We start from the raw sequence: 19,878 nt of genomic DNA on the forward strand, positions 1-19,878 counted from the left end.
AGTCCGCAGGAGTCGCGGTGGTCGAGCTGGACCACCGCGACTTCTGCGGTACCGGCTCCTCTCGGGAGTTCCGTGATTACGGAATGTTTGCAATAGTGGAGGCATGACCCCCTCCCGAGACCTCGCCGGCGAGGTCGACGAGCTCCGAGCGCGGCTCGACCGCCTCGAGCGCGCCGACACCCCCGCCGCGCCCGCCGCCGACGATCCGCTCTGGGCCCTGACCGCTCTCCGCGAGCGCCTGCCCTCTCCCGGCGGAGTGGTCTTCGCCGGCTCGGTCGCCACCCCGGCCGGCCCGGTCGAGTGGCAGTACGGCCTCAGCACCGACGCGTTCTTCGAGCGCGACTGGGGAGCGAGCCCCGGGCCGACCGCGCTCGCCGCGCTGGGCAGCCCCGTGCGTCTGCGGTTCCTGCAGGCGGTGGCCGGCGGAGTCGAGACCGTCGCCCAGCTCGCCGAGAGCGAGGGCGCGGGCACCACCGGGCAGATCTACCACCACGTCAACCAGCTGGTCGCCGCCGGCTGGCTGGAGGCGCGCGGCCGCGGCCGCTACGGCGTCCCGCCGGAGCGGCTCGTCCCCCTGCTCGTGATCCTGCTCGCCTCCGGAGGACCCCGATGACCCGCCGCCGCCTCGCTCTCGCCGCCGTCTCCGCCGCGGCCGTCGTCCTGCTCGGCGGAGTGCTGCTCCGCCCCTCCGCTCCCACCCTCTCGACCGAGGCGACGGGCGACGCCGAGATCGCCGAGTGGCTCCGGACCGACGTCGGAGACGGGGCGCGGAACCACCTCGTCGCCGCCGTGATCACGCCCGACGGCGTGCGCTACGGCGGACTCGGAGCCGACGAGCGGACCGAGGTCGAGATCGGATCGGTCACGAAGACGATGACCGCGCTCCTCCTCGCCCGGAGCGCCGCCGAGGGGACGGTCGGGCTCGAGGACCCCGCCGCGGAGCACGCCGACGTCGGCGGCTTCACCGGGACGCTCGAGGAGCTGGCGACCCACCGCTCCGGCCTGCCGCGCCTCCCCACCGGTGTCGGCGATCTCGCCTCGACGCTCGTCGCCCAGCTGCGTGGCACGGACCCCTACGCGGGCTGGTCGGCCGACGACGTCCTCCGGCAGGCCGCCGAGGCGGACCAGGGCGAGCACGTGCACGCCTACTCGAACCTCGGTGCGGCGGTGCTGGGCCAGACGCTCGCCCGTGCCGAGGGCCGCGACTACGCCGACCTCCTCCGCGAGCGCGTCCTCGATCCGCTCGGGATGACCGCGACCTCCGTCCCGGAGACCGCGGACGCCCTCCCCGGCGACGCGCCGACCGGCTTCTCGGCGAGCGGGCGGTCCGTCGACGCGTGGACGATGGCGGGCTACGCGCCGGCGGGCGGCGTCCGCTCCACGGCGGCGGACATGGCCCGCTACGCGCAGGCCCTCCTCACCGACGACCCCGCGCTGGGGGTGCCCGCGGCGAGCGTCCTGGATCCGCGGTTCGACGCCGACGGGGCGCGGATCGGCCTCGGCTGGTTCACCTCGGAGTCGGAGGACGGCGGATCCGTCACCTGGCACAACGGAGGGACCTCCGGCTACTCGACGATGCTCGCGATGGACCGCGAGCGCGGCGTGGCCGTGTTCGTCAACGGGGACACGGCGAGCTCGGTCGACGAGCTCGGCCTGCGCCTGCTGCAGCGCGCCGGGGAGGAGTCGTGATGACCGCCTCGATCCTCGTCCTGCTCGTCGTCGCGTTCACCGTCGGCCGCTTCGCCCTGGGGAGCGTCCCCCGGCGCCGGGCGGCCGGGCTCCTCGACCGCGACCGCGTCCGGACGCTCGCCCGCGGCGTCGAGGCCGTCGCCGTGCTGCTGCTCGGGCGGGCGCTCGTCGACTGGTCGGCGCTGACGCTGCTCCCCTGGGCCGTGCTGGTGGCTCTCACCGCGGCCGGGGCGGCCGGCGCCGTGCTGCGCTGGGGCGGGCTGCCGTGGTTCGAGGATCCGGCGCGCCGCCGCTCGCGGACGACCGGGCTCGCGGCGACCGTCGCCGTGTCGGCGGTCCTGATCGGCGTCCTGGGCTGAGTGCCGCGCACGTGCCGTCGGATCCGCGCCTTCCGCGGTGGTCGCGTGCTGCTGCGAGGCGGGAGGAGTGGCGGCGGGCGTCGGCGGCGTCAGCCGGTCTGCGCGGGGAGGTCGTCGGGCTCGGCGTTGTCGAGGACGCGGCCGTTCTGGTCGCCGACGCTCAGGACGGTCGCCGGGCGGAGGTTGAGGGTGTCGCCGCCGTAGAGGCTGTCGATGTCGACGCCGTCGCGGCGCACCGAGTTCAGCGCGGAGAGGTAGTCGGAGCTGATGCAGAACCGGTCCGCGATCCGCTCGCTGATGTCGCCCGCTGCCACCAGGTAGGAGGCCGGGGCGCCGTCGGAGGCGGTGCTCGCCGTCCCGGTCGCGCCGGCGCGGGCGCCGCGGTCGCGCACGCGCTCGAGGTCGACGCCGTCGAGCGTCCCCTCGTCGAGCGCCTGGACGACGCACTCGCCCGAGACGTCCTCGACCGGTGCGGGAGTGGTCGAGACGCTCGGCACCGGCCGCGGCGTGGACTCGGCTCCGGCGGCGGGCGGCGCCGTGGAGGCGGACGGCCCGGCGGGTGCGGCGGCGGGGCTCGTCGCCTCCGCCGTGCAGCCGGCGAGCAGGACCACGGCGGAGAGGGCGATCACGAGGCGCTGCGTCGTCCGGACCATTCCGCGACTCTAACCCGGCACCCGGGCGGCCGGGCGCCACCGCGCCCAGCGGGCTGTGGGCGATCCGGTCGAGGCCGCTGGACCCGGCCGACGCGCAGGCCCGAGGCGGGGCGCGGGGCGGCCGCTGGCCGGCGCGCCCCCGATTGACCTCCCCCGTCGATCGCACCCATGCCGAGCACCTGTTGGACACGCGGCCCGAACCGGAGTCGACTGGGACCATGCAGTACACGCACCTCGGTCGCACCGGCCTGTCCGTCTCCCGCACCGTCCTCGGCACCATGAACTTCGGCATGCAGACCGAGGAGTCCGACTCGTTCGCGATCATGGACCGCGCGCACGAGCTCGGCGTCAACTTCTTCGACACGGCCAACGTGTACGGAGGCGAGGCCGGCCGCGGCGCCACCGAGGAGATCGTGGGCCGCTGGTTCGCGCAGGGCGGCGAGCGCCGCGAGCGCACCGTCCTCGCGACCAAGGTCTTCGGCGACATGGGCGAGTTCGCCGCTCCCGGAGCCGAGCGCGGCCGCGACTCCTGGCCCAACGGCGGCCGCCTCTCGGCGCTCACCCTGCGCCGCGCGCTCGACGAGAGCCTCCGCCGCCTGCAGACGGACCACATCGACCTCTACCAGTTCCACCACGTCGACCGGACGACTCCCTGGGACGAGATCTGGCAGGCGATGGAGGTCGCCGTCCAGCAGGGCAAGGTCCTCTACGTCGGCTCCAGCAACTTCGCCGGCTGGCACCTCGCCCAGGCGCAGGAGGCGGCGCGCGCCCGCCACTTCACCGGCCTCGCCTCCGAGCAGTCGATCTACAACCTGCTCGTCCGCGACGTCGAGCGCGAGGTCCTGCCCGCCGCGCTGCACTACGGGCTCGGCGTCATCCCCTGGTCGCCGCTGCAGGGCGGACTGCTGGGCGGCGTGCTCGAGAAGACCGCGGAGGGCGGGCGCCGCTCCTCCGAGCGCACCCTCGCCGCGATCGAGGAGCACCGTCCCGCGCTGGAGCAGTGGGAGGCGTTCGCCCGCGAGCGCGGCGAGGCGCCCGGCGAGCTGGCGCTGGCGTGGCTCCTCCACCAGCCCGCCGTCACCGGTCCGATCACCGGGCCGCGGACGCTCGAGCAGCTCGAGAGCGCCGTCGCCGCCGTCGACATCACCCTCGACCCCGAGGCCCTCGCGCGCCTCGACGAGATCTTCCCCGGCCACCGGACAGCCCCCGAGGACTACGCCTGGTGACCACCCACCCCACTGCGAAGGAGCATTCATGAAGCAGCGCACTCTCGGCGACGTCCAGGTCGGCGCGATCGGACTCGGCGGCATGCCGATGTCGATCGAGGGCCGCCCGGACCGCGAGCGCTCGATCGCCACGATCCACGCCGCCCTCGACGCCGGCGTGACCCTGATCGACACGGCCGACGCCTACCACCTCGCCACCCAGGACGACCTCGGCCACAACGAGCTGCTGATCGCGGAGGCGCTGCGCAGCTACGGCGGCGACACCTCCGCCGTGCTCGTCGCCACCAAGGGCGGCCACCTGCGGCGCGAGCCCGGCCCCTGGGATCAGGACGGCCGCCCCGAGTACCTCAAGGAGGCGGCTCGCGCGTCCACGAAGCGCCTCGGCGTCGACGCGATCGGCCTCTACCAGTACCACCGGCCCGACCCGGCGGTCCCCTACGCCGACTCGATCGGAGCGCTGGCCGAGCTGCTCGACGAGGGCGTCGTCCTCCGCGCGGGCATCTCGAACGCCGACCCGGACCAGATCCGCGAGGCGCACGGCATCCTCGGCGAGCGCCTGATCTCGGTGCAGAACCAGTTCTCGCCGTCGTTCCGCTCCAGCGAGCCGGAGCTCGAGCTCTGCGCCGAGCTCGGACTGGCGTTCCTGCCGTGGAGCCCGCTCGGCGGCATCTCCTCGGCGGGCGAGCTCGGCTCGCGCTACTCCGCGTTCGCGGCGGTCGCCGAGGCCCGCGGCGTGACGCCGCAGGTCGTCTGCCTCGCCTGGGAGCTGGCGAAGGCCCCGGTCGTGCTGCCGATCCCGGGCGCCTCCCGCCCCGAGAGCATCCGCGACTCCGCCACGGCGGCCGACCTGGAGCTCACGCCCGAGGAGCTGGCCTCGCTCGACTGACCCCGTTCATGACGGAGGAGGGATCCGGTCGAGGCACCGGTCCGACGCGGATCGCGGGATCTCGGCGCTGGTCCCTCCTCCGTTGCGAGCGCGATCCCGCTCAGACCGCGTCCTGCAGCGGCTGCGGGAGGGCCGAGACGAACGCGCGGGCCGCGGCGCTCGGCCGCTCCGGCACCGCCACCATCGTCCGCCACACCAGGAGCGGATCGGCGAGCGCCACCGCCCGCAGCCCGGCCGGACGCTTCTCGGCGAAGTGCGCCGGCACGACCGCGATCCCCATGCCGTACTCGACCAGGTCGAGCAGCGTGTGCACGTCGTTCACCTCGAGCTCGACCTCGAACGCGAGGCCGTGCGCCGCGAACGCCCGCGCCGCGAGGTGACTCGCCGCCCAGTGCTCCTGCAGCCCCACGATCGTCTCGCCCGCCAGGTCCGGGATGCGGCAGCCGACGCGGCTCGCGAGCGGGTGACCCGGGCGCACGAGCACCGCGAAGCCCTCGCTCGCCAGCGGCATCGTCCGCACGCCGCCCGGCACGGCTCCGATGTCGGCGACCAGCGCCAGGTCGAGGCGGCCGGCGGCGACGGAGTCGAGCAGCGTGCCGGACCCCTCGTGGATCAGCCGGAGCGCGACTCCCGGGTGCTGCTCGCGGAAGGTCGCGAGCTCGCGCGGCAGGTGCACGCCGCCGAGGCACTCCTCCGTGCCGACCGCGAGGCTCCCGCGGAGCACCCCCTGCACGGCGAGAACCGCGTCGCGGGCGGCGAGCGCGCTGGCGACCGAGCGCTCCGACTCCGCGAGCATCGCCCGGCCGGCCGGCGTCAGCTCGACCCGGCGCGTGCTGCGGGTGAAGAGGGGGCTGCCCAGCTCGCTCTCGAGCGCGCGGATCGACGCCGAGAGGCCCGACTGCGAGATCTGCAGAGCGCTCGCGGCGCGGGTGAAGTGCTGCTCCTTCGCGACGGCGAGGAAGTGTTCGAGCTGTCGCAGTTCCATGGGTCCATCCTCGTCGCGCGGGCGGAGGAGCGGGGACCGGACCCGGCACTCCCCAGCGGCCGCTCGGCCTGCCTGTGCGGAGCCGACCGTCGGGTACGGCGGCCGCCGTCGCGAGCGCCGGCCCGGCTCAGGCGTCGGCGGACGAGATCGCGAGGACGATCGCCGTCAGCGTCGCCCGCAGGCGCTCGAGCGACGCGGGCTCCGACTCGTCCTCGAGGATCGACTGCTTGACCGCGTCGTCGTAGCCCGCCACCAGCAGGCGCACGGCGGTCGTCGGCTCGAGGGAGAACTCGCGGCGCACCTGGCGCAGCGCCCCGTGCACGATCTGCACGAGCGAGGCGTCGAAGCCGGCGCGGAAGTCGCGGTACTGCGGAGCGATCCGCGGGTCGCGGAGCGCGAGCAGCTCGAACTCCGACTCGACCACGCACCAGCGGCGGTTGTCGGTGGCAGGTCCCTGGAGGAAGTCGAGGATGACGACGGCCAGCGTCTCGGCCGTCAGCGGCTCGTCGGCCGAGACGACGCGCGGGATCGTGCGGTCCATCTGCTCGACGAGGGCCGTCACCCGGGCGCCGTTCTCCCGCTCCATGAGCGCGAAGAACAGCTCCTCCTTGCTGGAGAAGTTGGAGTAGAAGGCGCCGCGCGAGAACCCGGCGCGCTCGCAGATCTGCTCGACGGACGCGCTGTGCACGCCGGTCTCGGCGAAGACGTCGTAGGCCGCGTCGAGCAGGCGCTCGCGGGTGCGGCCGCGGCGGGAGGTCTCGGGAGGGGTGGAGTCGATCGCCGTCATCACCAGCCTCCTGCCCGCCCTGTCAACACCTCCGACGCCGTTCACCCTATCCGATACATTCACGTATCGAATACGGTCCTGTATCGGATACGCTCGTGTATCGGAGCCCGGCTCCGCCCTGGTACAGAGACGTATCGCCATCCTCCCCACCCATCGTCAGGAGACCGCGTGTCGTCGCTGCTCTACCGTCTCGGTCGTCGCGTGTACCGCGCCCACCGCCTCGTCGCCGTCCTGTGGCTGCTGATCGTGGTGGCGGGCGGAGGAGGAGCGCTGCTGCTCAACCAGGGCACCGACAACACGTTCTCCATCCCGGGCACGCAGTCGCAGACCGCCCTCGACCAGCTCGAGCGCACCTTCCCCCAGGTCAGCGGCACGTCCGCGCGGTACGTGGTCGTCGCGCCCGACGGAGGCAGCGTCCAGGACGCCGACGTGAAGGGCCCCGTCAGTGACGCGGTCGCCGCGCTCGGCGACGTCGACGAGGTCGCGGCCGTCACGGACCCCTACTCCGACAGCGTCTCCGGCACGATCTCCGACGCCGGGAACGCCCTCGTCATCACCGCGCAGATGGACGGCTCCGCCACCACCACGAGCCCCGAGAGCCGCGACGCGCTGAAGGCCGAGGCGACGACCCTCCAGGACGCGCTGCCCGCCGGCTCCGTGGTCTCGCTCGGCGGCGACCTCTTCGCCCAGAACCTCCCCGGCGTGACCATCACGGAGGCGATCGGCCTCGTGGTCGCCCTCGTCGTCCTCGTGCTCACCTTCGGCTCGTTCCTGGCCGCCGGCATGCCGCTGGTCACCGCGCTGCTCGGCGTCGCCCTCTCGATGTCGGCCATCTTCATCGCCACCCGCTTCGCCTCGATCTCCTCGACCACGCCGCTCCTGGCGCTGATGCTGGGCCTGGCGGTCGGCATCGACTACGCCCTCTTCATCATCAGCCGCCACCAGGACCAGCTGAAGCAGGGCATGGACCCGGAGGAGTCGACCGCGCGGGCGACCGCGACCGCGGGCTCCGCCGTCGTCTTCGCGGGCCTGACCGTGATCATCGCGCTCGTCGGCCTCTCGGTCGCGGGCATCCCGTTCCTCACCACGATGGGCGTCGCAGCGGCGGGCGGAGTCGCGATCGCCGTGGTCATCGCGCTCACCCTGACCCCCGCCCTCCTCGGCTTCGCCGGCGCGCGGCTGCGCCCGAAGGAGCGCCGCGCGAAGAAGAAGGCCGCGAAGGCCGCCGCCGCCGCGGGCACCCACGTCGACACCGAGGCGCACGAGGAGGCGGCGACCGCCTCCCCCGGCGGCCACGTGCACGCCGAGGTCCCGCGCGGGTTCTTCCGCGGCTGGGTCCGGGTCGTCACGCGCTTCCCGATCGTGACGATCATCGCGGTGATCGGCGTGCTCGGCGTCGCGAGCATCCCGGCGCTCAGCCTCCGCCTCGCCCTGCCGGACGCCGGCTACCAGGCCGAGGGCACTCCCGCGCGCACCACCTACGACCTGCTCGCCGAGAACTTCGGCGCCGGCTACAACGGCCCGCTCATCGTCACCGGCACGATCATCGGCTCGACCGATCCGCTCGGCCTGATGGACGACCTCAAGGGCGAGATCGAGAAGCTCGACGGAGTCGCCTCGGTGCCGCTCGCGACGCCCAACGAGACCGCCGACACCGGGATCATCCAGGTGATCCCCGAGGGCGGCCCCGACTCCGAGGCCACCAAGGCGCTGGTCGCCGAGATCCGCGACAAGCACGACTACTTCCAGCAGGAGTACGGCGTCGACCTCGCGGTGACCGGCCAGACCGCGGTCGGGATCGACATCTCGGACACTCTCGCCAAGGCCCTGCTGCCGTTCGGCCTGCTCGTCGTGGGCCTGTCGCTGGTGCTGCTGACGATGGTGTTCCGCTCGCTCTGGGTGCCGATCAAGGCGACGCTGGGCTACCTGCTGTCGGTCGGTGCGTCCTTCGGCGCCGTGGCGGCGGTGTTCGAATGGGGATGGTTCTCGGACGCTCTGCACGTCGACAAGACGGGCCCGATCATCAGCTTCATGCCGATCATCCTGATGGGCGTGCTCTTCGGCCTCGCGATGGACTACGAGGTGTTCCTGGTCTCGCGGATGCGCGAGGACTACGTGCACGGGAGGCCGGCGCGCGCCGCCGTCGAGTCGGGCTTCGTCGGCTCGGCCAAGGTGGTCACGGCCGCCGCGGTCATCATGTTCTCGGTCTTCGCCGCCTTCGTGCCGGAGGGGGACACCAACATCAAGCCGATCGCGCTCGGGCTCGCCGTGGGCGTCTTCGTCGACGCGTTCATCGTGCGGATGACGCTGGTGCCCGCCGTGCTGCACCTGCTCGGCGACCGCGCCTGGCACATGCCGCGCTGGCTCGACCGCATCCTCCCGTCCTTCGACGTCGAGGGCGAGGGCCTCACGAAGGAGCTCGCGCTGGCCGACTGGCCGGAGCCCGGATCCACGGACGTGATAGCGGCCGAGGACCTCCGCCTCGACGGACCCGACGGTCCCGTCTACAGCGGCGTCTCGCTGCGGGTCGCTCCCGGCTCCTCCCTCGTGGTCCACGGGCCGCACCGCTCCGGCCGCACCGCGCTGCTGCTGAGCATCGCCGGTCGGCTCGCCCCCGACTCCGGGCGCCTGAAGGTCGCGGGCCTGGTCGTGCCGATCCGCTCCGCCGCCGTGCGCGGCCGGGTCGGGCTGGTGCGCCTCGCCGGAGCCGCCGACCCCGTCGCCGACGTCCGGTCGGCCCTGGAGTCGGCTCCGCCGATCCTGGTGCTCGACGACCTCGACACGGTCACCGACCCGCAGCTGCGCGGCGCGATCCGGGCCGAGCTCGACGCCGCCCGCGCCGCCGACGACGCGTTCACCGTGGTCGCCTCCTCCGTCGACGCCGAGGCGCTCGACGACCTCCTCCCCTCCGACCGCGGCGTGCTCGCGGTCTCGCCCGCGGCCGAGCGCCGCGCGATCGCAAAGGTCCTCTGACAGATGGCTCTCCTCTCCCTCGAACGCCCCCGCGGCGTCAAGAAGGTGTCCTGGCTGACCCTTCTCGGGATCGTCCTGGTCCCCCTCGTCATCGGCGGCCTCCTGGTGTGGGCGCTGTGGAACCCGACCGAGCGACTCGACACGATCACGGCCGCCGTGGTCAACGAGGACACCCCGGTCGAGATCAACGGGCAGACCGTGCCGCTCGGGCGCCAGCTCGCGGCCGGCCTGGTGACGGGCGGCACCGACTCCGCGAGCTCGGACGCCCCCTCCTCCACCCCCTCGGCGAGCGCGACGCCGTCCGCGAGCACGACCCCGGTGCCCAACGTCTCCGGCTCGGACTCGACGGGCAACTTCACCTGGGTCCTCACGGACAAGGACGACGCCGCCAAGGGCCTCGCCGACGGCAGCTACGCGACCGTCGTGACGATCCCCTCGTCCTTCTCCGCCGCCGCCACCTCGTACTCCGGCGACGCCGCGGAGGCGACGAAGGCGACCATCGACATCGCCACCAGCGAGAAGGCCAAGCTCGTCGACGACGCCATCTCGGCCACCGTGACCAGCACCGCCACGTCGCTGCTCAACACGCAGCTGACCACGGCCTACCTCGAGAACGTCTACGTCGGCTTCAACACCCTCAACGAGCAGATCGGCCAGGCGGCCGAGGGCGCGGGCACGCTCGCCGACGGCGCCGACCAGCTCGGCACCGGCGCCTCCACCCTCGCCGACGGCACCAGCAGCCTCGCCGACGGGATCGACGAGCTCGCCACCGGCGCCTCCTCGCTCTCGGACGGCGTCGGGCAGATCGGCACCGGAGCCTCGTCCCTCGCCGACGGCGTGGGGCAGCTGGGCACCGGAGCCTCCGACCTCTCCGGCGGAGTCGCGCAGCTGGCCACCGGTGCGCGCGGCCTCTCCGGCGGAGTGGGACAGCTCGCGACGGGCGCCCGCGACTCGGCGACCAAGACGACCGCGCTGCAGGGCGGCGCCTCCGACCTGGCCGACGGGCTCGACCAGCTGAGGGAGGGAGTGGTGAGGACCGGCGACGGGACCCAGCAGGTCGCCGCCCTCAGCGCCGGCGCCGCCGCCGCCACTGCGGGGACCTTCGAGGCGCTCAGCGCCGCGCTCGAGGGCTGCGAGACGACGCAGTGCCTCGCCGCGCGCGCCGTCATCGCCTCGGCGGGCGGACCCACCGGCGCGACCACCCTCGCCACGACGACCGCGGGAGCCGTCGCCGGGATCGACGCGGGCATCCGCCTCGGCGGCGACGGGCAGCCCTCGCTGATCGACGCGGTCGGGCAGTCCGCCACCGGCGCGCGCACTCTCTCGGGGGGCATCGGACAGCTGTCCGGCGGCCTGACGCAGCTCGCGGACGGCGCGGACGACGCCGCGGACGGAGCGTCCCAGCTCGCCGACGGCCTCGACACCACGGCGGCCGGGTCGGCGCAGCTCGCGACCGGCGCCACCACCGCCGCGGCCGGCGCCCGCGACCTCGCGACCGGCGCGACCACGGCCGCGGGCGGTGCCGCCGACCTCGCCACGGGAGCCTCCTCCGCCGCCGACGGAGCCGACCAGCTCGCCGACGGAGCGAGCGGGGTCTCGGACGGCGCCGTGCAGCTCGCCGACGGCACCCGCACGCTCGCGACCGGCCTCGACGCCGCCGTCGCGCAGCTCCCGACCTACACCGAGTCGGAGTCGACGAACCTCGCCGACGTCGTCTCGGACCCGGTCGAGAACGCGAGCAGCGCGACCGACCTGTTCGGAGCCTCCAGCGTCCCGTTCTTCGCGACGATCGCCCTCTGGCTGGGCGCCCTCGCGACGTTCCTGGTGCTCGCGGCGTTCTCGCACCGTGCACTCTCCTCGACCCGCTCCTCCGCGGCGCTCGCCCTCTCCTCCTACGTGCCGGCGCTCGTGATCGGCGTGGTGCAGGGACTCGCGGTCGCGATCGTGATGAGCGGGGTCGCGGGCCTGGAGCCGGGCCGCTGGGTCGGCTTCGCCCTCCTGGCGATGCTCACCGGCGCCTCGTTCGCCGCGGTGAACCAGGGGCTGGTCGCCCTGCTCGGAGGGATCGGCCGCTTCCTCGCGATGGTCGCGGCGGTGATCGCGCTCGGCGCGGGCATCATCTCGACGGTCCCCGGGCTGTTCGACGACGTGCTCGGGTTCCTGCCGCTCTCGGCGGCGCAGAACGCGCTGTCCGGAGTGGTCGAGGGCACCGACGGCACGGCCGGCGCCGTCGTCGGCCTGGTGATCTGGCTGCTGTTCGGCCTGCTGCTCACCGTCGCCGCGATCGCCCGCCGCCGGGTCGTCTCGGTCCGCGCCCTGCACCGCACCGCGGAGGCGTAGGCCGCGCCTCGCGCCACTCCTCCCCCGAACCGGGGACGGGTGGCTCGAGGATCGCGCCACCGCCGCGCCTCTCCGGGCGACCGGCCCCGGCCGGGGCTAGCCTGACGCGATGGAGTCGGAACCGATGGCGATCCGGACGCGACGGGTGTACGGCCCGTCGGTCCTGCGGCGCCTCCGCGCCCTCCTCCTGCGGCTCCTCGGCGCCGGCCTCGCGGCCGTGCTCATCCCGTTCGCCGTCCTCGCGGACCGCCGCGGGGTCCTCGACGAGTCGGTGCTCGCGCTCGGCCTCCTCGCCCTCACCGTCGTCATCGGACTGGCCTCGGCGGTCTCGCTCTTCGTCGTCTCCCCCACCCGCGTGATGACGACCGAGACGCAGGTCGTGCTGATGCGCGGCCGCCGCCGCCGCGAGCAGTGGCCCCGCCGGTCGGTCCGCTTCCTCGAGTCCGCCGACGGCGACGGCTTCGTCGCCTGGTGCCGCGGAGACGGAGTCGAGGTGCGCTGCAGCCACTTCCGCCCGGAGGACCTCGCCGCCCTGCTCGCCGACCTCGGCGCCGCCGCCCGCGTCCGCGACGCCCTGCCGCCCGCTCTGGCCGGGCCCGCCTCGGCCGTCCGCTTCCGGCCGCACCGCGCTCCGCTCCAGCGCCGGGCGGTCGCCCTGGTCGTCGTCGCCACGGAGGCGTTCGCCGCCGGCGTCCTGGCCGTCGCCCTCGCGGGATCCCCGTCGGGCGACCGCGCGCAGATCGCGCTGGGGGCGGTCGTCGTGGCGCTCTCCCTCCCGCTCGGGCTGGTCGCCGCGCGGCTGGCGCTGCGGCCCGGGCTGCCGGGCTCGATCGTGGTGTCGGAGTCGGCCATCCAGATCGACGGGCTGATCTTCCCGCTCGAGGCCCTGCGCTCGGTCGTCGCCTCGAGCCCGACGGGGAGCCATAGCCTCCGCCTGACCCTCACCGAGACGAACGGCCGCATCACGGAGGTCCCCCTCGGGCTGCGGGTGCCGACGCTGCGGCGCGACCAGCTCTTCCCCGACTACCCGCTGCTGCTCGGCGTGCTGCGCGAGCGCACGGCGGGGCTGCTGCGGATCGAGGGCTGAGCCTCAGTCCTCGGCGCCGTCGGCGATGCGCTGGTGGTGGTGGATGACCTCGGCGACGATGAACCCGAGGAACTTCTCGGCGAACGCCGGGTCGAGGTGCGACTCCTCGGCGAGCGCCCGCAGCCGCGCGATCTGGCGCGCCTCGCGCTCGAGGTCCGCGGCGGGCAGCCCGTGCGCGGCCTTCAGCCGGCCGACCTTCTGCGTGAACTTGAAGCGCTCGGCGAGCAGGTGGATCAGCGCCGCGTCGATGTTGTCGATGCTCTGACGGATCTGCACGAGCTCGGCCCGCGCCAGGGACTCCTCGTGCGACGGCTCCTCGTGCGACAGCTCCTCGGTCATGCCCCGACCCTAACGGACCGCCCCCGGACACGACGACGGCCCCTGCCCGGAGTCCGGGAGGGGCCGTCGAGAGGGCCCGGTCAGTCGACCAGGTTGATCTGCACGGGGATGTTGCCGCGGGTGGCGTTGGAGTACGGGCAGAGCTGGTGCGCCGCATCGGCCACCTTCTGCGCGTCCTCGGAGCTCGCCTTCGGCACGTAGACGTCGAGCTCGACCGAGAGGCCGAAGCCGTCGGAGTCGTTCTTCCCGATCGAGACGCTGGCCGAGACGGCCGCGTCGGTCGTGTCGATCTTCAGCTGGCGACCGGCTCCGTGCAGGGCGCTGAGGAAGCAGGCGGAGTAGCCGGCCGCGAACAGCTGCTCGGGGTTGGTCCCCTCGCCGGAGCCGCCGAGCTCCTGCGGGGCGCGGGTGTCGAGGTCGAGACGGTCGTCCTCGGTGCGGACGTGGCCGTCGCGTCCTCCACCGGAGGCGTGGGCGATGGCGGTGTAGAGAGCATCCATCCCCCCATCCCACCACTCGGCCGCCGTGAGTCGGGTGAACGCGGGATGCACGTCCGTGCGTTCTCCCGGGAATCCCCCTCGGGAACGCTCCGGGGAGCGTCAAGCCCCTCCCCCTCGGCGCCCTCCGGGTGTGCGGTGGAGGGACACCGACCCCGACCGGCGCGAGCCGGAGAACGGACACGAGCATGCGAGCACTCACCTGGCAGGGCATCGAGAAGGTCTCGGTCGAGACCGTCCCCGACCCCCGCATCCAGCAGCCGACCGACGCGATCGTCCGGATCACCTCGACCGCGATCTGCGGCTCCGACCTGCACCTCTACCGCCTCCTCGGGCCCTACATCGACCGCGGGGACGTGCTCGGCCACGAGCCGATGGGCGTCGTCGAGGAGGTGGGCTCCGGAGTCACCACCCTCAAGCCCGGCGACCGCGTCGTCGTGCCCTTCACCATCGCCTGCGGCGAGTGCTTCATGTGCCGCCGAGGGCTGCAGTCGCAGTGCGAGACGACGCAGGTCACCGAGTACGGCTCGGGAGCGGCGCTCTTCGGCTACACGAAGATGTACGGCCAGGTCCCCGGAGGGCAGGCCGAGCTGCTCCGCGTGCCGCTGGCCGACTACAACACGATCGTCGTCAGCACGGACCTGCCGGACGAGCGCTACCTCTTCCTCAGCGACATCGTGCCCACCGCCTGGCAGGGGGTGGAGTACGCGCAGGTGCCCGACGGCGGGACCCTGGTCGTCTTCGGACTCGGCCCGGTCGGCCAGTTCGCGGCGCGGATCGGCGCCCACCGCGGCTACCGCGTCCTCGCCGTGGAGCCCGTCGCCGAGCGGCGCGCGATGGCCGAGCGGTACGGCGTGGAGACGTTCGACCTGTCCGACGACATCGCCGCGCAACTGCGCGACCTCACGGACGGGCGCGGCCCCGACTCCGTCGTCGACGCAGTCGGCATGGAGGCGCACGGCTCGCCGGTCGGCTCGTTCGCGCAGTCGATGGCGGGGCTCCTGCCCGACCCGATCGCCCGCAAGGCGATGGACACGGTCGGCGTCGACCGCCTCGCCGCGGTGCACGCCTCCCTCGACCTGGTGCGCCGCGGCGGCACCGTGTCGCTGAGCGGGGTCTACGGCGGAGAGGCCGACCCGATGCCGCTGAAGTCGATGTTCGACAAGCAGGTGACGGTGCGGATGGGCCAGTGCAACGTGAAGCGCTGGATCGACGACCTGCTGCCGCTGGTGGAGGACTCCTCCGATCCGCTCGGCGTGATGGACCTCGTGACCCACCGGGCGCCGCTCGAGGACGCTCCGGCCCTCTACGAGACCTTCCAGAAGAAGGAGGACGGCTGCATCAAGGTCGTCCTGCACCCCTAGCCGGGGAACAGCGAAGGCGGCGCCCCCCGAGGGGAGCGCCGCCTTCGCTCTACTGCCGAGACCTACTTGAAGACGTCCTTGACGTCCTCGCCGGCCTTCTTGGCCGAGGCCGCGGCCTGGTCCTTCTGGCCTTCGGCCTTCAGGCTGTCGTCGTTCTTGTGGTCGCCCAGGGCTTCCTTCGCCTTGCCGGCGATGTCCTGAGCGGCGTTCTTGATCTTGTCATCGAGCCCCATGGTGGTGCCTCCTTCGCTGATCGTTGGCACGACCGTAGGACCGGGAACTGCCCGCTTCCTGGGAGCGGGAAGGGGCTTGCCCGGGCGCCCGCTGGACTGCGATGATTCGCGCCCTCGACCGGTGCCGGCCGGCCGAGGGCGCGGGATCAGGTCGCCGGGGTGGCGGACTCGGACGGAGCGGACTGCGAGGGCGCGTTCGTGGGCGTCTGCGACGATCCGTCGTCGGCGCTGGTGGGCACCGCGCTCCCCGACTGGTAGGGCGTCTGGGCGTCGCCGGTGCAGCCGGCCAGCAGGCCGATCGTCAGGGCGGAGGCGCCGAGCGCCCCGAGGACCCGTGCGGCGCTCACTTGCCCGTCACCGCGTCCTTGACGGCCCCCACTGCCTTCTCGACGATGTTCGGCTTCGGGTCGGTGCCGTAGAGGCGCTCGTCCGGCTGCGTGGGCGGGGGCATCGGGACGTTGCCGCCGGGCTCCGCGACACGGTAGCTGAACTCTCCCTTGCCGTCCGGGGTCGGGCCCGAGGCCCAGCTGCCCTCGGAGGCCGCTGCTCCGTCCGAGAAGTTGATGTACTCGTACGACACGGAGCGCTCCTCCTTCGAGATCGGGAAGTTCGAGGGCACGGGCAGGTCCTCCCGGCCCTCCGCGCGCAGCTCGGCGGCTGCCGCGATCCACTGGTTCTGGTGCATGGTGTCGCGGGCCAGGAGGAACGACAGGAGGTCGCGCACGCCGTGGTCGTCGGTCATGTGGTAGAGCCGGGCGACCTGGAGCCGGCCCTGCATCTCCGCGTTCGCGTTGGCGGTGAAGTCCGCCAGCAGGTTGCCGCTGGCGGTGATGTAGGAGCCCTGCCACGGGTTGCCCATGCTGTCGACGGGGCGCGCGCCGGCGCCGGCCACGATGGCGTGCTGCACGTCGGAGCCGCCGATGACCGCCGCGAGCACGGGGTCCTTCTTCATCGCGTCCTCGGACTGCTCGACCGGGGCCTTCTCGAGCAGCTGGGCGATCATCACGGCGATCATCTCGACGTGGCCGAACTCCTCGGCGCCGATGCCGAAGAGCAGGTCCCGGTACTTGCCCGGGTCGTGGGCGTTCCAGGCCTGGAAGCCGTACTGCATCGCCACGGTGATCTCGCCGTACTGGCCGCCGAGCACCTCCTGGAAGCGGCGGGCGAAGACCGCGTCGGGCTTCGAGGGCGTGGACGTGAACTGGAGTTCCTGACGGTGGAAGAACATGACTGGTTGCCTTTCCGGGGTAGCCGGGCGGATCCGGGTGCGGACGTCCGATGTCTGTCCTCTCGACGGTAGGGAGCCCTGTTCGCGGGTCAGAAGGGGCTTGACGAGGCGGCGGAGCAGTCGATCCACGGGCCCTCTGCGACCCGCCCTCGTGGGCGCGGGATGGTAGCCCCATCGGGGGGTCAGCCGCTATGCCCTTCCCGGTACTCGAGGGCCCGAACAGACTGGCGACGCCGGCACGCATTCATTCCCCACTCGATCCTGGAAGGGACAGACGATGTCGAACATCGATCCCGCTTCACCTCCGTTCGGAGACGGCGCCGCGAACTTCGGCGCGACCGAGACCCCCATCGACAGCGGGGCGCACGTCGCCTCCACGGACACCTCCTCCGGCTCCTCCTCGGGCGGCACGGCCGACTCCGCGAAGGAGAAGGCGAGCGCCGCCGCGGGCACCGCCAAGGACCAGGCCGGCGCCGTCGCCGGCGACGCCAAGCAGGCCGCGAGCGAAGTGCTCTCGACCGGCAAGGACGAGGCCGCCAACGTGGTCCAGGAGGCCAAGGTCCAGGTCAAGGACCTCTACGACCAGAGCCGCACCCAGCTCACCGAGCAGGCCCACGCCCAGAAGGAGAACGCCGCCAAGGGCGCCCGCGCCTTCAGTGACGACCTGACCGCGCTGGCCAACGGCGAGGGCGGCAGCGACAACGCCGCCGCGAAGCTCGTCTCCCAGGCGGCCACCCGCGTGCACGGTGTGGCCTCGTGGCTCGAGAACCGCGACCCGTCCGAGCTCCTCGACGACGTCCGCGCGTTCGCCCGCCGCCGCCCGGGTGCCTTCATCCTCATCGCCGCGGCGACGGGACTCGTCGGCGGGCGCCTCATCCGCGCCCTGACCGCCGAGGCGAAGGACGAGAAGGAGGCGACGAGCACCCGCACCGACGGGCCCGAGTTCGACGCCCCCGCCTCGACCACCGCGTACTCCGACGCCTCCGCGTACGACGCGCCCGTCGCGTCCGCCTACGGCACCGTCGGATCGAGCTCCCTCGAGCGCGACTACGCGCCGACCGAGCCCGTCGCCGACCCGCTCGACGGCGGCTTCCCGAACGGCGGCCGGCTGTGACCGACCCGACGGGCGTCCACCGCTCGACGGAGACGCCCGACCAGCGGGCCGGGTCGACGTCGCTGGGCGATCTGCTCGGCGAGGTCTCGCGCGACCTCTCCACCCTGATCCGCCAGGAGATGGCCCTCGCCAAGGCCGAGCTCAAGGAGTCCGCCGGCAAGGCGGGCAAGGGAGCGGGCCTCCTCGGCGGGGCGGGGTACGCCGCGCTGATGGCCGTGCTCTTCCTCTCGATCGCCCTCTGGTGGGGCCTGGGCACTCTGATCGGCAACGGCTGGTCCGGAGTGGTCGTGGCCGTCATCTGGGCGATCGTGGCCGCGATCCTCTACGCGGTGGGCCGCAAGAGCCTGAAGCAGGTCGACGGCGCTCCCGAGACGGTCGACTCCCTCAAGAAGATTCCCGACACCCTCAAGCCGAACGGGGCAGGACGATGACGTACGACGCAGGACAGAACAAGACACCCGAGGAGATCCGGGCGGACATCGAGCGCACGCGCCTCGAGCTCGGCGGAGACGTCGACGCGCTGGCCGAGAAGGTCAGCCCGTCCGCCATCGCGCAGCGTCAGACCGACAAGGTCAAGTCGGCCGTGGGCTCCGTCCGCGACCGCGTGATGGGCTCGGCGCACGACGCCTCCGACTCGCTCTCGAGCGGTGCGGGCTCGGCGAAGGCCAAGGCCGAGGGCAACCCGTTCGCCGTGGGGCTCATCGCCCTCGGCGCCGGACTCCTCGTCGCCTCGCTCATCCCCGCTTCCAGCAAGGAGAAGGAGGCGGCGAGCCGCGTCAAGGAGCAGGCCCAGCCGGTCGTCGACAAGGTGACCGACGCGGCCAAGGAGGCGGCGAGCGAGCTCCGCGAGCCCGCGCAGCAGGCCTTCGCCTCCGTCAAGGAGACCGCGACCGACGCCGCGCAGAACGTCAAGGAGGCGGGCACCTCCGCCACCGACGACGTGAAGGACTCGGCCCGCGAGGCCAAGCACGCCGTCCAGGAGGACGTGCAGCACTGATCCCTCGGCGCTGACAGGGCGGTGGGCCTCCGGGCCCGCCGCCCTTCGTCGTGCCGCCGGGAATACACCGCCGCCCGCGCTCCTTGCCCTCCGTATGCGATCGATCGTCTACTCCCGCACCGGTGACTCCTCCGTCCTCTCCCTCGTCGACCGGGAGGAGCGGGCGCCGGGCGCCGGCGAGGTCCGCGTCCGCGTCCTGGCGTCGGGCGTGAATCCGACCGACTGGAAGGCGCGCGCAGACGGCGACCTCGCGTTCGACGAGGTCGTGCCGAACCAGGACGGCGCCGGTGTCGTCGAGGCGCTCGGCGAGGGCGTCGAGGGCCTGGCCGTCGGCCACCGGGTCTGGATGTACCTCTCCGCGCACCGCCGCCCCACCGGCACCGCGCAGGAGTCGGCGGTGCTCGCCGCCGAGCACGTCGTGCGCCTGCCCGAGGGCGTCGGCACCGACGTCGCCGCGAGCCTCGGCGTCCCCGCGATGACCGCCCACCGCGCCCTCACCGTGCACGAGCACGGCCCCTCCCGCCTCGCCCCCGGCGCCCTCGCCGGCCGCACCGTCCTGGTCCAGGGCGGCGCCGGAGCCGTCGGGCACGCCGCGATCCAGCTCGCGGTCTGGGCCGGGGCGACCGTCATCGCGACGGTGAGCAGCGACTCCAAGGAGCGGCTCGCCCGTGCGGCCGGTGCGCAGCACGTGCTGCAGTACCCGGACGACGCCCTCGCCGACCGGATCCGCGAACTCGCCCCCGAGGGCGTCCAGCACGTGGTCGAGGTCGCACCGGCTCAGAACGCCGCGCTCGACGTCGAGGTGCTCGCCAACCACGGCAGCATCGGGTACTACGCGAACAACAACGGCGACGAGTTCACCGTGCCGATCGTCGCGAGCTTCGCGAAGAACGCCCGCTGGCAGGGCCTGCTGCTCTACACCGTGGGCGAGGAGGCACTGCAGGCCGCGGCCGAGGACATCACCGCGGCGCTCGTCGACGGCGCGCTCCCGGTGGGCGAGGAGGCGGGCCTCCCGCTGACCTGGTTCCCGCTCGAGGAGACCGCGGCCGCCCACGACGCGGTCGAGCAGGGCGCGACGGGCAAGGTGCTCATCCGCGTCGCCGACTGACCGGGAGGGCTCG

21 protein-coding genes are annotated in these 19,878 nt (G+C 73.5%); 13 read left to right on the forward strand and 8 right to left on the reverse strand.

What is annotated here, in order from left to right; all coding sequences use genetic code 11:
* The first annotated feature begins 103 nt into the window (after positions 1-103).
* The 3 genes from C5B92_RS08325 to C5B92_RS08335 are packed head-to-tail and all read left to right on the forward strand — an operon-like array spanning position 104 to position 2,048.
* Entirely contained in the window at positions 104-613 is a 510-nt protein-coding gene (locus C5B92_RS08325; RefSeq protein WP_104255980.1) for a winged helix-turn-helix domain-containing protein, read from the forward strand.
* The gene (locus C5B92_RS08330) at positions 610-1,689 is read left to right on the forward strand and encodes a serine hydrolase (protein ID WP_104255981.1); all 1,080 of its coding nucleotides are present in this window, start codon (positions 610-612) and stop codon (positions 1,687-1,689) included. The genes C5B92_RS08325 and C5B92_RS08330 overlap by 4 nt, the downstream gene beginning before the upstream one ends.
* A complete protein-coding gene (locus C5B92_RS08335; protein ID WP_104255982.1) occupies positions 1,689-2,048 on the forward strand; it encodes a hypothetical protein in 360 nt (119 codons plus the stop codon). Before C5B92_RS08330 ends, C5B92_RS08335 begins: the two co-directional genes overlap by 1 nt.
* Positions 2,049-2,137: 89 nt before the next feature.
* Here C5B92_RS08335 and C5B92_RS08340 read toward each other — a convergent pair whose 3' ends face one another.
* Positions 2,138-2,701, reverse strand: a complete 564-nt coding sequence (locus tag C5B92_RS08340; RefSeq protein ID WP_104255983.1) for a hypothetical protein — start codon at positions 2,699-2,701, stop codon at positions 2,138-2,140.
* Between the two features lie 218 nt (positions 2,702-2,919).
* Here C5B92_RS08340 and C5B92_RS08345 point away from each other — a divergent pair, with 218 nt between their 5' ends.
* Positions 2,920-3,927 (forward strand): aldo/keto reductase, encoded by a 1,008-nt coding sequence (locus C5B92_RS08345; RefSeq protein WP_104255984.1) that lies wholly within the window; start codon positions 2,920-2,922, stop codon positions 3,925-3,927.
* Between the two features lie 28 nt (positions 3,928-3,955).
* Positions 3,956-4,813 (forward strand): aldo/keto reductase, encoded by an 858-nt coding sequence (locus C5B92_RS08350; RefSeq protein ID WP_104255985.1) that lies wholly within the window; start codon positions 3,956-3,958, stop codon positions 4,811-4,813.
* 100 nt (positions 4,814-4,913) lie between these two features.
* Here C5B92_RS08350 and C5B92_RS08355 read toward each other — a convergent pair whose 3' ends face one another.
* The gene (locus tag C5B92_RS08355; protein WP_104222755.1) at positions 4,914-5,798 is read right to left on the reverse strand and encodes a LysR family transcriptional regulator; all 885 of its coding nucleotides are present in this window, start codon (positions 5,796-5,798) and stop codon (positions 4,914-4,916) included.
* A gap of 127 nt (positions 5,799-5,925) precedes the next feature.
* Positions 5,926-6,585, reverse strand: coding sequence for a TetR/AcrR family transcriptional regulator (locus C5B92_RS08360; protein ID WP_104234269.1), 660 nt, complete (start codon positions 6,583-6,585; stop codon positions 5,926-5,928).
* A gap of 168 nt (positions 6,586-6,753) precedes the next feature.
* Between C5B92_RS08360 and C5B92_RS08365 the strand changes: the two genes are divergently transcribed.
* The 3 genes from C5B92_RS08365 (at position 6,754) to C5B92_RS08375 (ending at position 12,985) form a co-directional block, all read left to right on the forward strand.
* On the forward strand, positions 6,754-9,558 hold the full coding sequence (locus C5B92_RS08365) for an MMPL family transporter (protein ID WP_104250664.1): 2,805 nt from the start codon (positions 6,754-6,756) through the stop codon (positions 9,556-9,558).
* A 3-nt stretch (positions 9,559-9,561) separates the two neighbouring features.
* Positions 9,562-11,898 carry a YhgE/Pip domain-containing protein gene (locus tag C5B92_RS08370; protein ID WP_104326939.1) on the forward strand — a complete coding sequence of 779 codons (2,337 nt, stop codon included), beginning with the start codon at positions 9,562-9,564 and terminating at the stop codon, positions 11,896-11,898.
* Between the two features lie 109 nt (positions 11,899-12,007).
* Complete coding sequence (locus tag C5B92_RS08375; protein WP_146079284.1) at positions 12,008-12,985, forward strand: hypothetical protein; 978 nt, start codon at positions 12,008-12,010, stop codon at positions 12,983-12,985.
* Between the two features lie 3 nt (positions 12,986-12,988).
* On the opposite strand, the gene C5B92_RS08380 is transcribed toward C5B92_RS08375, so the two are convergent.
* Positions 12,989-13,324 carry a chorismate mutase gene (locus C5B92_RS08380; protein WP_104222760.1) on the reverse strand — a complete coding sequence of 112 codons (336 nt, stop codon included), beginning with the start codon at positions 13,322-13,324 and terminating at the stop codon, positions 12,989-12,991.
* Between the two features lie 80 nt (positions 13,325-13,404).
* Positions 13,405-13,824, reverse strand: coding sequence for an organic hydroperoxide resistance protein (locus C5B92_RS08385; RefSeq protein ID WP_104222761.1), 420 nt, complete (start codon positions 13,822-13,824; stop codon positions 13,405-13,407).
* Between the two features lie 185 nt (positions 13,825-14,009).
* On the opposite strand from C5B92_RS08385, the gene C5B92_RS08390 reads away from it, so the two are divergent.
* Entirely contained in the window at positions 14,010-15,185 is a 1,176-nt protein-coding gene (locus C5B92_RS08390; protein ID WP_104274549.1) for a zinc-dependent alcohol dehydrogenase, read from the forward strand.
* 62 nt (positions 15,186-15,247) lie between these two features.
* Here C5B92_RS08390 and C5B92_RS08395 read toward each other — a convergent pair whose 3' ends face one another.
* The 3 genes from C5B92_RS08395 to C5B92_RS08405 all read right to left on the reverse strand — a co-directional run bounded on the left by C5B92_RS08395 (position 15,248) and on the right by C5B92_RS08405 (position 16,646).
* Entirely contained in the window at positions 15,248-15,418 is a 171-nt protein-coding gene (locus tag C5B92_RS08395; protein ID WP_104222763.1) for a CsbD family protein, read from the reverse strand.
* A gap of 146 nt (positions 15,419-15,564) precedes the next feature.
* Positions 15,565-15,765 (reverse strand): hypothetical protein, encoded by a 201-nt coding sequence (locus tag C5B92_RS08400; protein ID WP_104222764.1) that lies wholly within the window; start codon positions 15,763-15,765, stop codon positions 15,565-15,567.
* Positions 15,762-16,646, reverse strand: coding sequence for a manganese catalase family protein (locus C5B92_RS08405; RefSeq protein WP_104222765.1), 885 nt, complete (start codon positions 16,644-16,646; stop codon positions 15,762-15,764). The genes C5B92_RS08400 and C5B92_RS08405 overlap by 4 nt, the downstream gene beginning before the upstream one ends.
* Before the next feature lie 277 nt (positions 16,647-16,923).
* Between C5B92_RS08405 and C5B92_RS08410 the strand changes: the two genes are divergently transcribed.
* The 4 genes from C5B92_RS08410 (at position 16,924) to C5B92_RS08425 (ending at position 19,865) form a co-directional block, all read left to right on the forward strand.
* The gene (locus tag C5B92_RS08410) at positions 16,924-17,760 is read left to right on the forward strand and encodes a hypothetical protein (protein ID WP_104274550.1); all 837 of its coding nucleotides are present in this window, start codon (positions 16,924-16,926) and stop codon (positions 17,758-17,760) included.
* Complete coding sequence (locus C5B92_RS08415; protein WP_104222767.1) at positions 17,757-18,191, forward strand: phage holin family protein; 435 nt, start codon at positions 17,757-17,759, stop codon at positions 18,189-18,191. The genes C5B92_RS08410 and C5B92_RS08415 overlap by 4 nt, the downstream gene beginning before the upstream one ends.
* Positions 18,188-18,757 (forward strand): DUF3618 domain-containing protein, encoded by a 570-nt coding sequence (locus tag C5B92_RS08420; RefSeq protein WP_104222768.1) that lies wholly within the window; start codon positions 18,188-18,190, stop codon positions 18,755-18,757. Before C5B92_RS08415 ends, C5B92_RS08420 begins: the two co-directional genes overlap by 4 nt.
* 94 nt (positions 18,758-18,851) lie before the next feature.
* Positions 18,852-19,865: an NADPH:quinone reductase gene (locus C5B92_RS08425; protein ID WP_104274551.1), complete on the forward strand. Its 1,014-nt coding sequence runs from the start codon at positions 18,852-18,854 to the stop codon at positions 19,863-19,865.
* Positions 19,866-19,878: the final 13 nt, after the last annotated feature.

This window comes from Rathayibacter sp. AY1A4, from assembly GCF_002930955.1.
Classification (GTDB): Bacteria; Actinomycetota; Actinomycetes; order Actinomycetales; family Microbacteriaceae; genus Rathayibacter.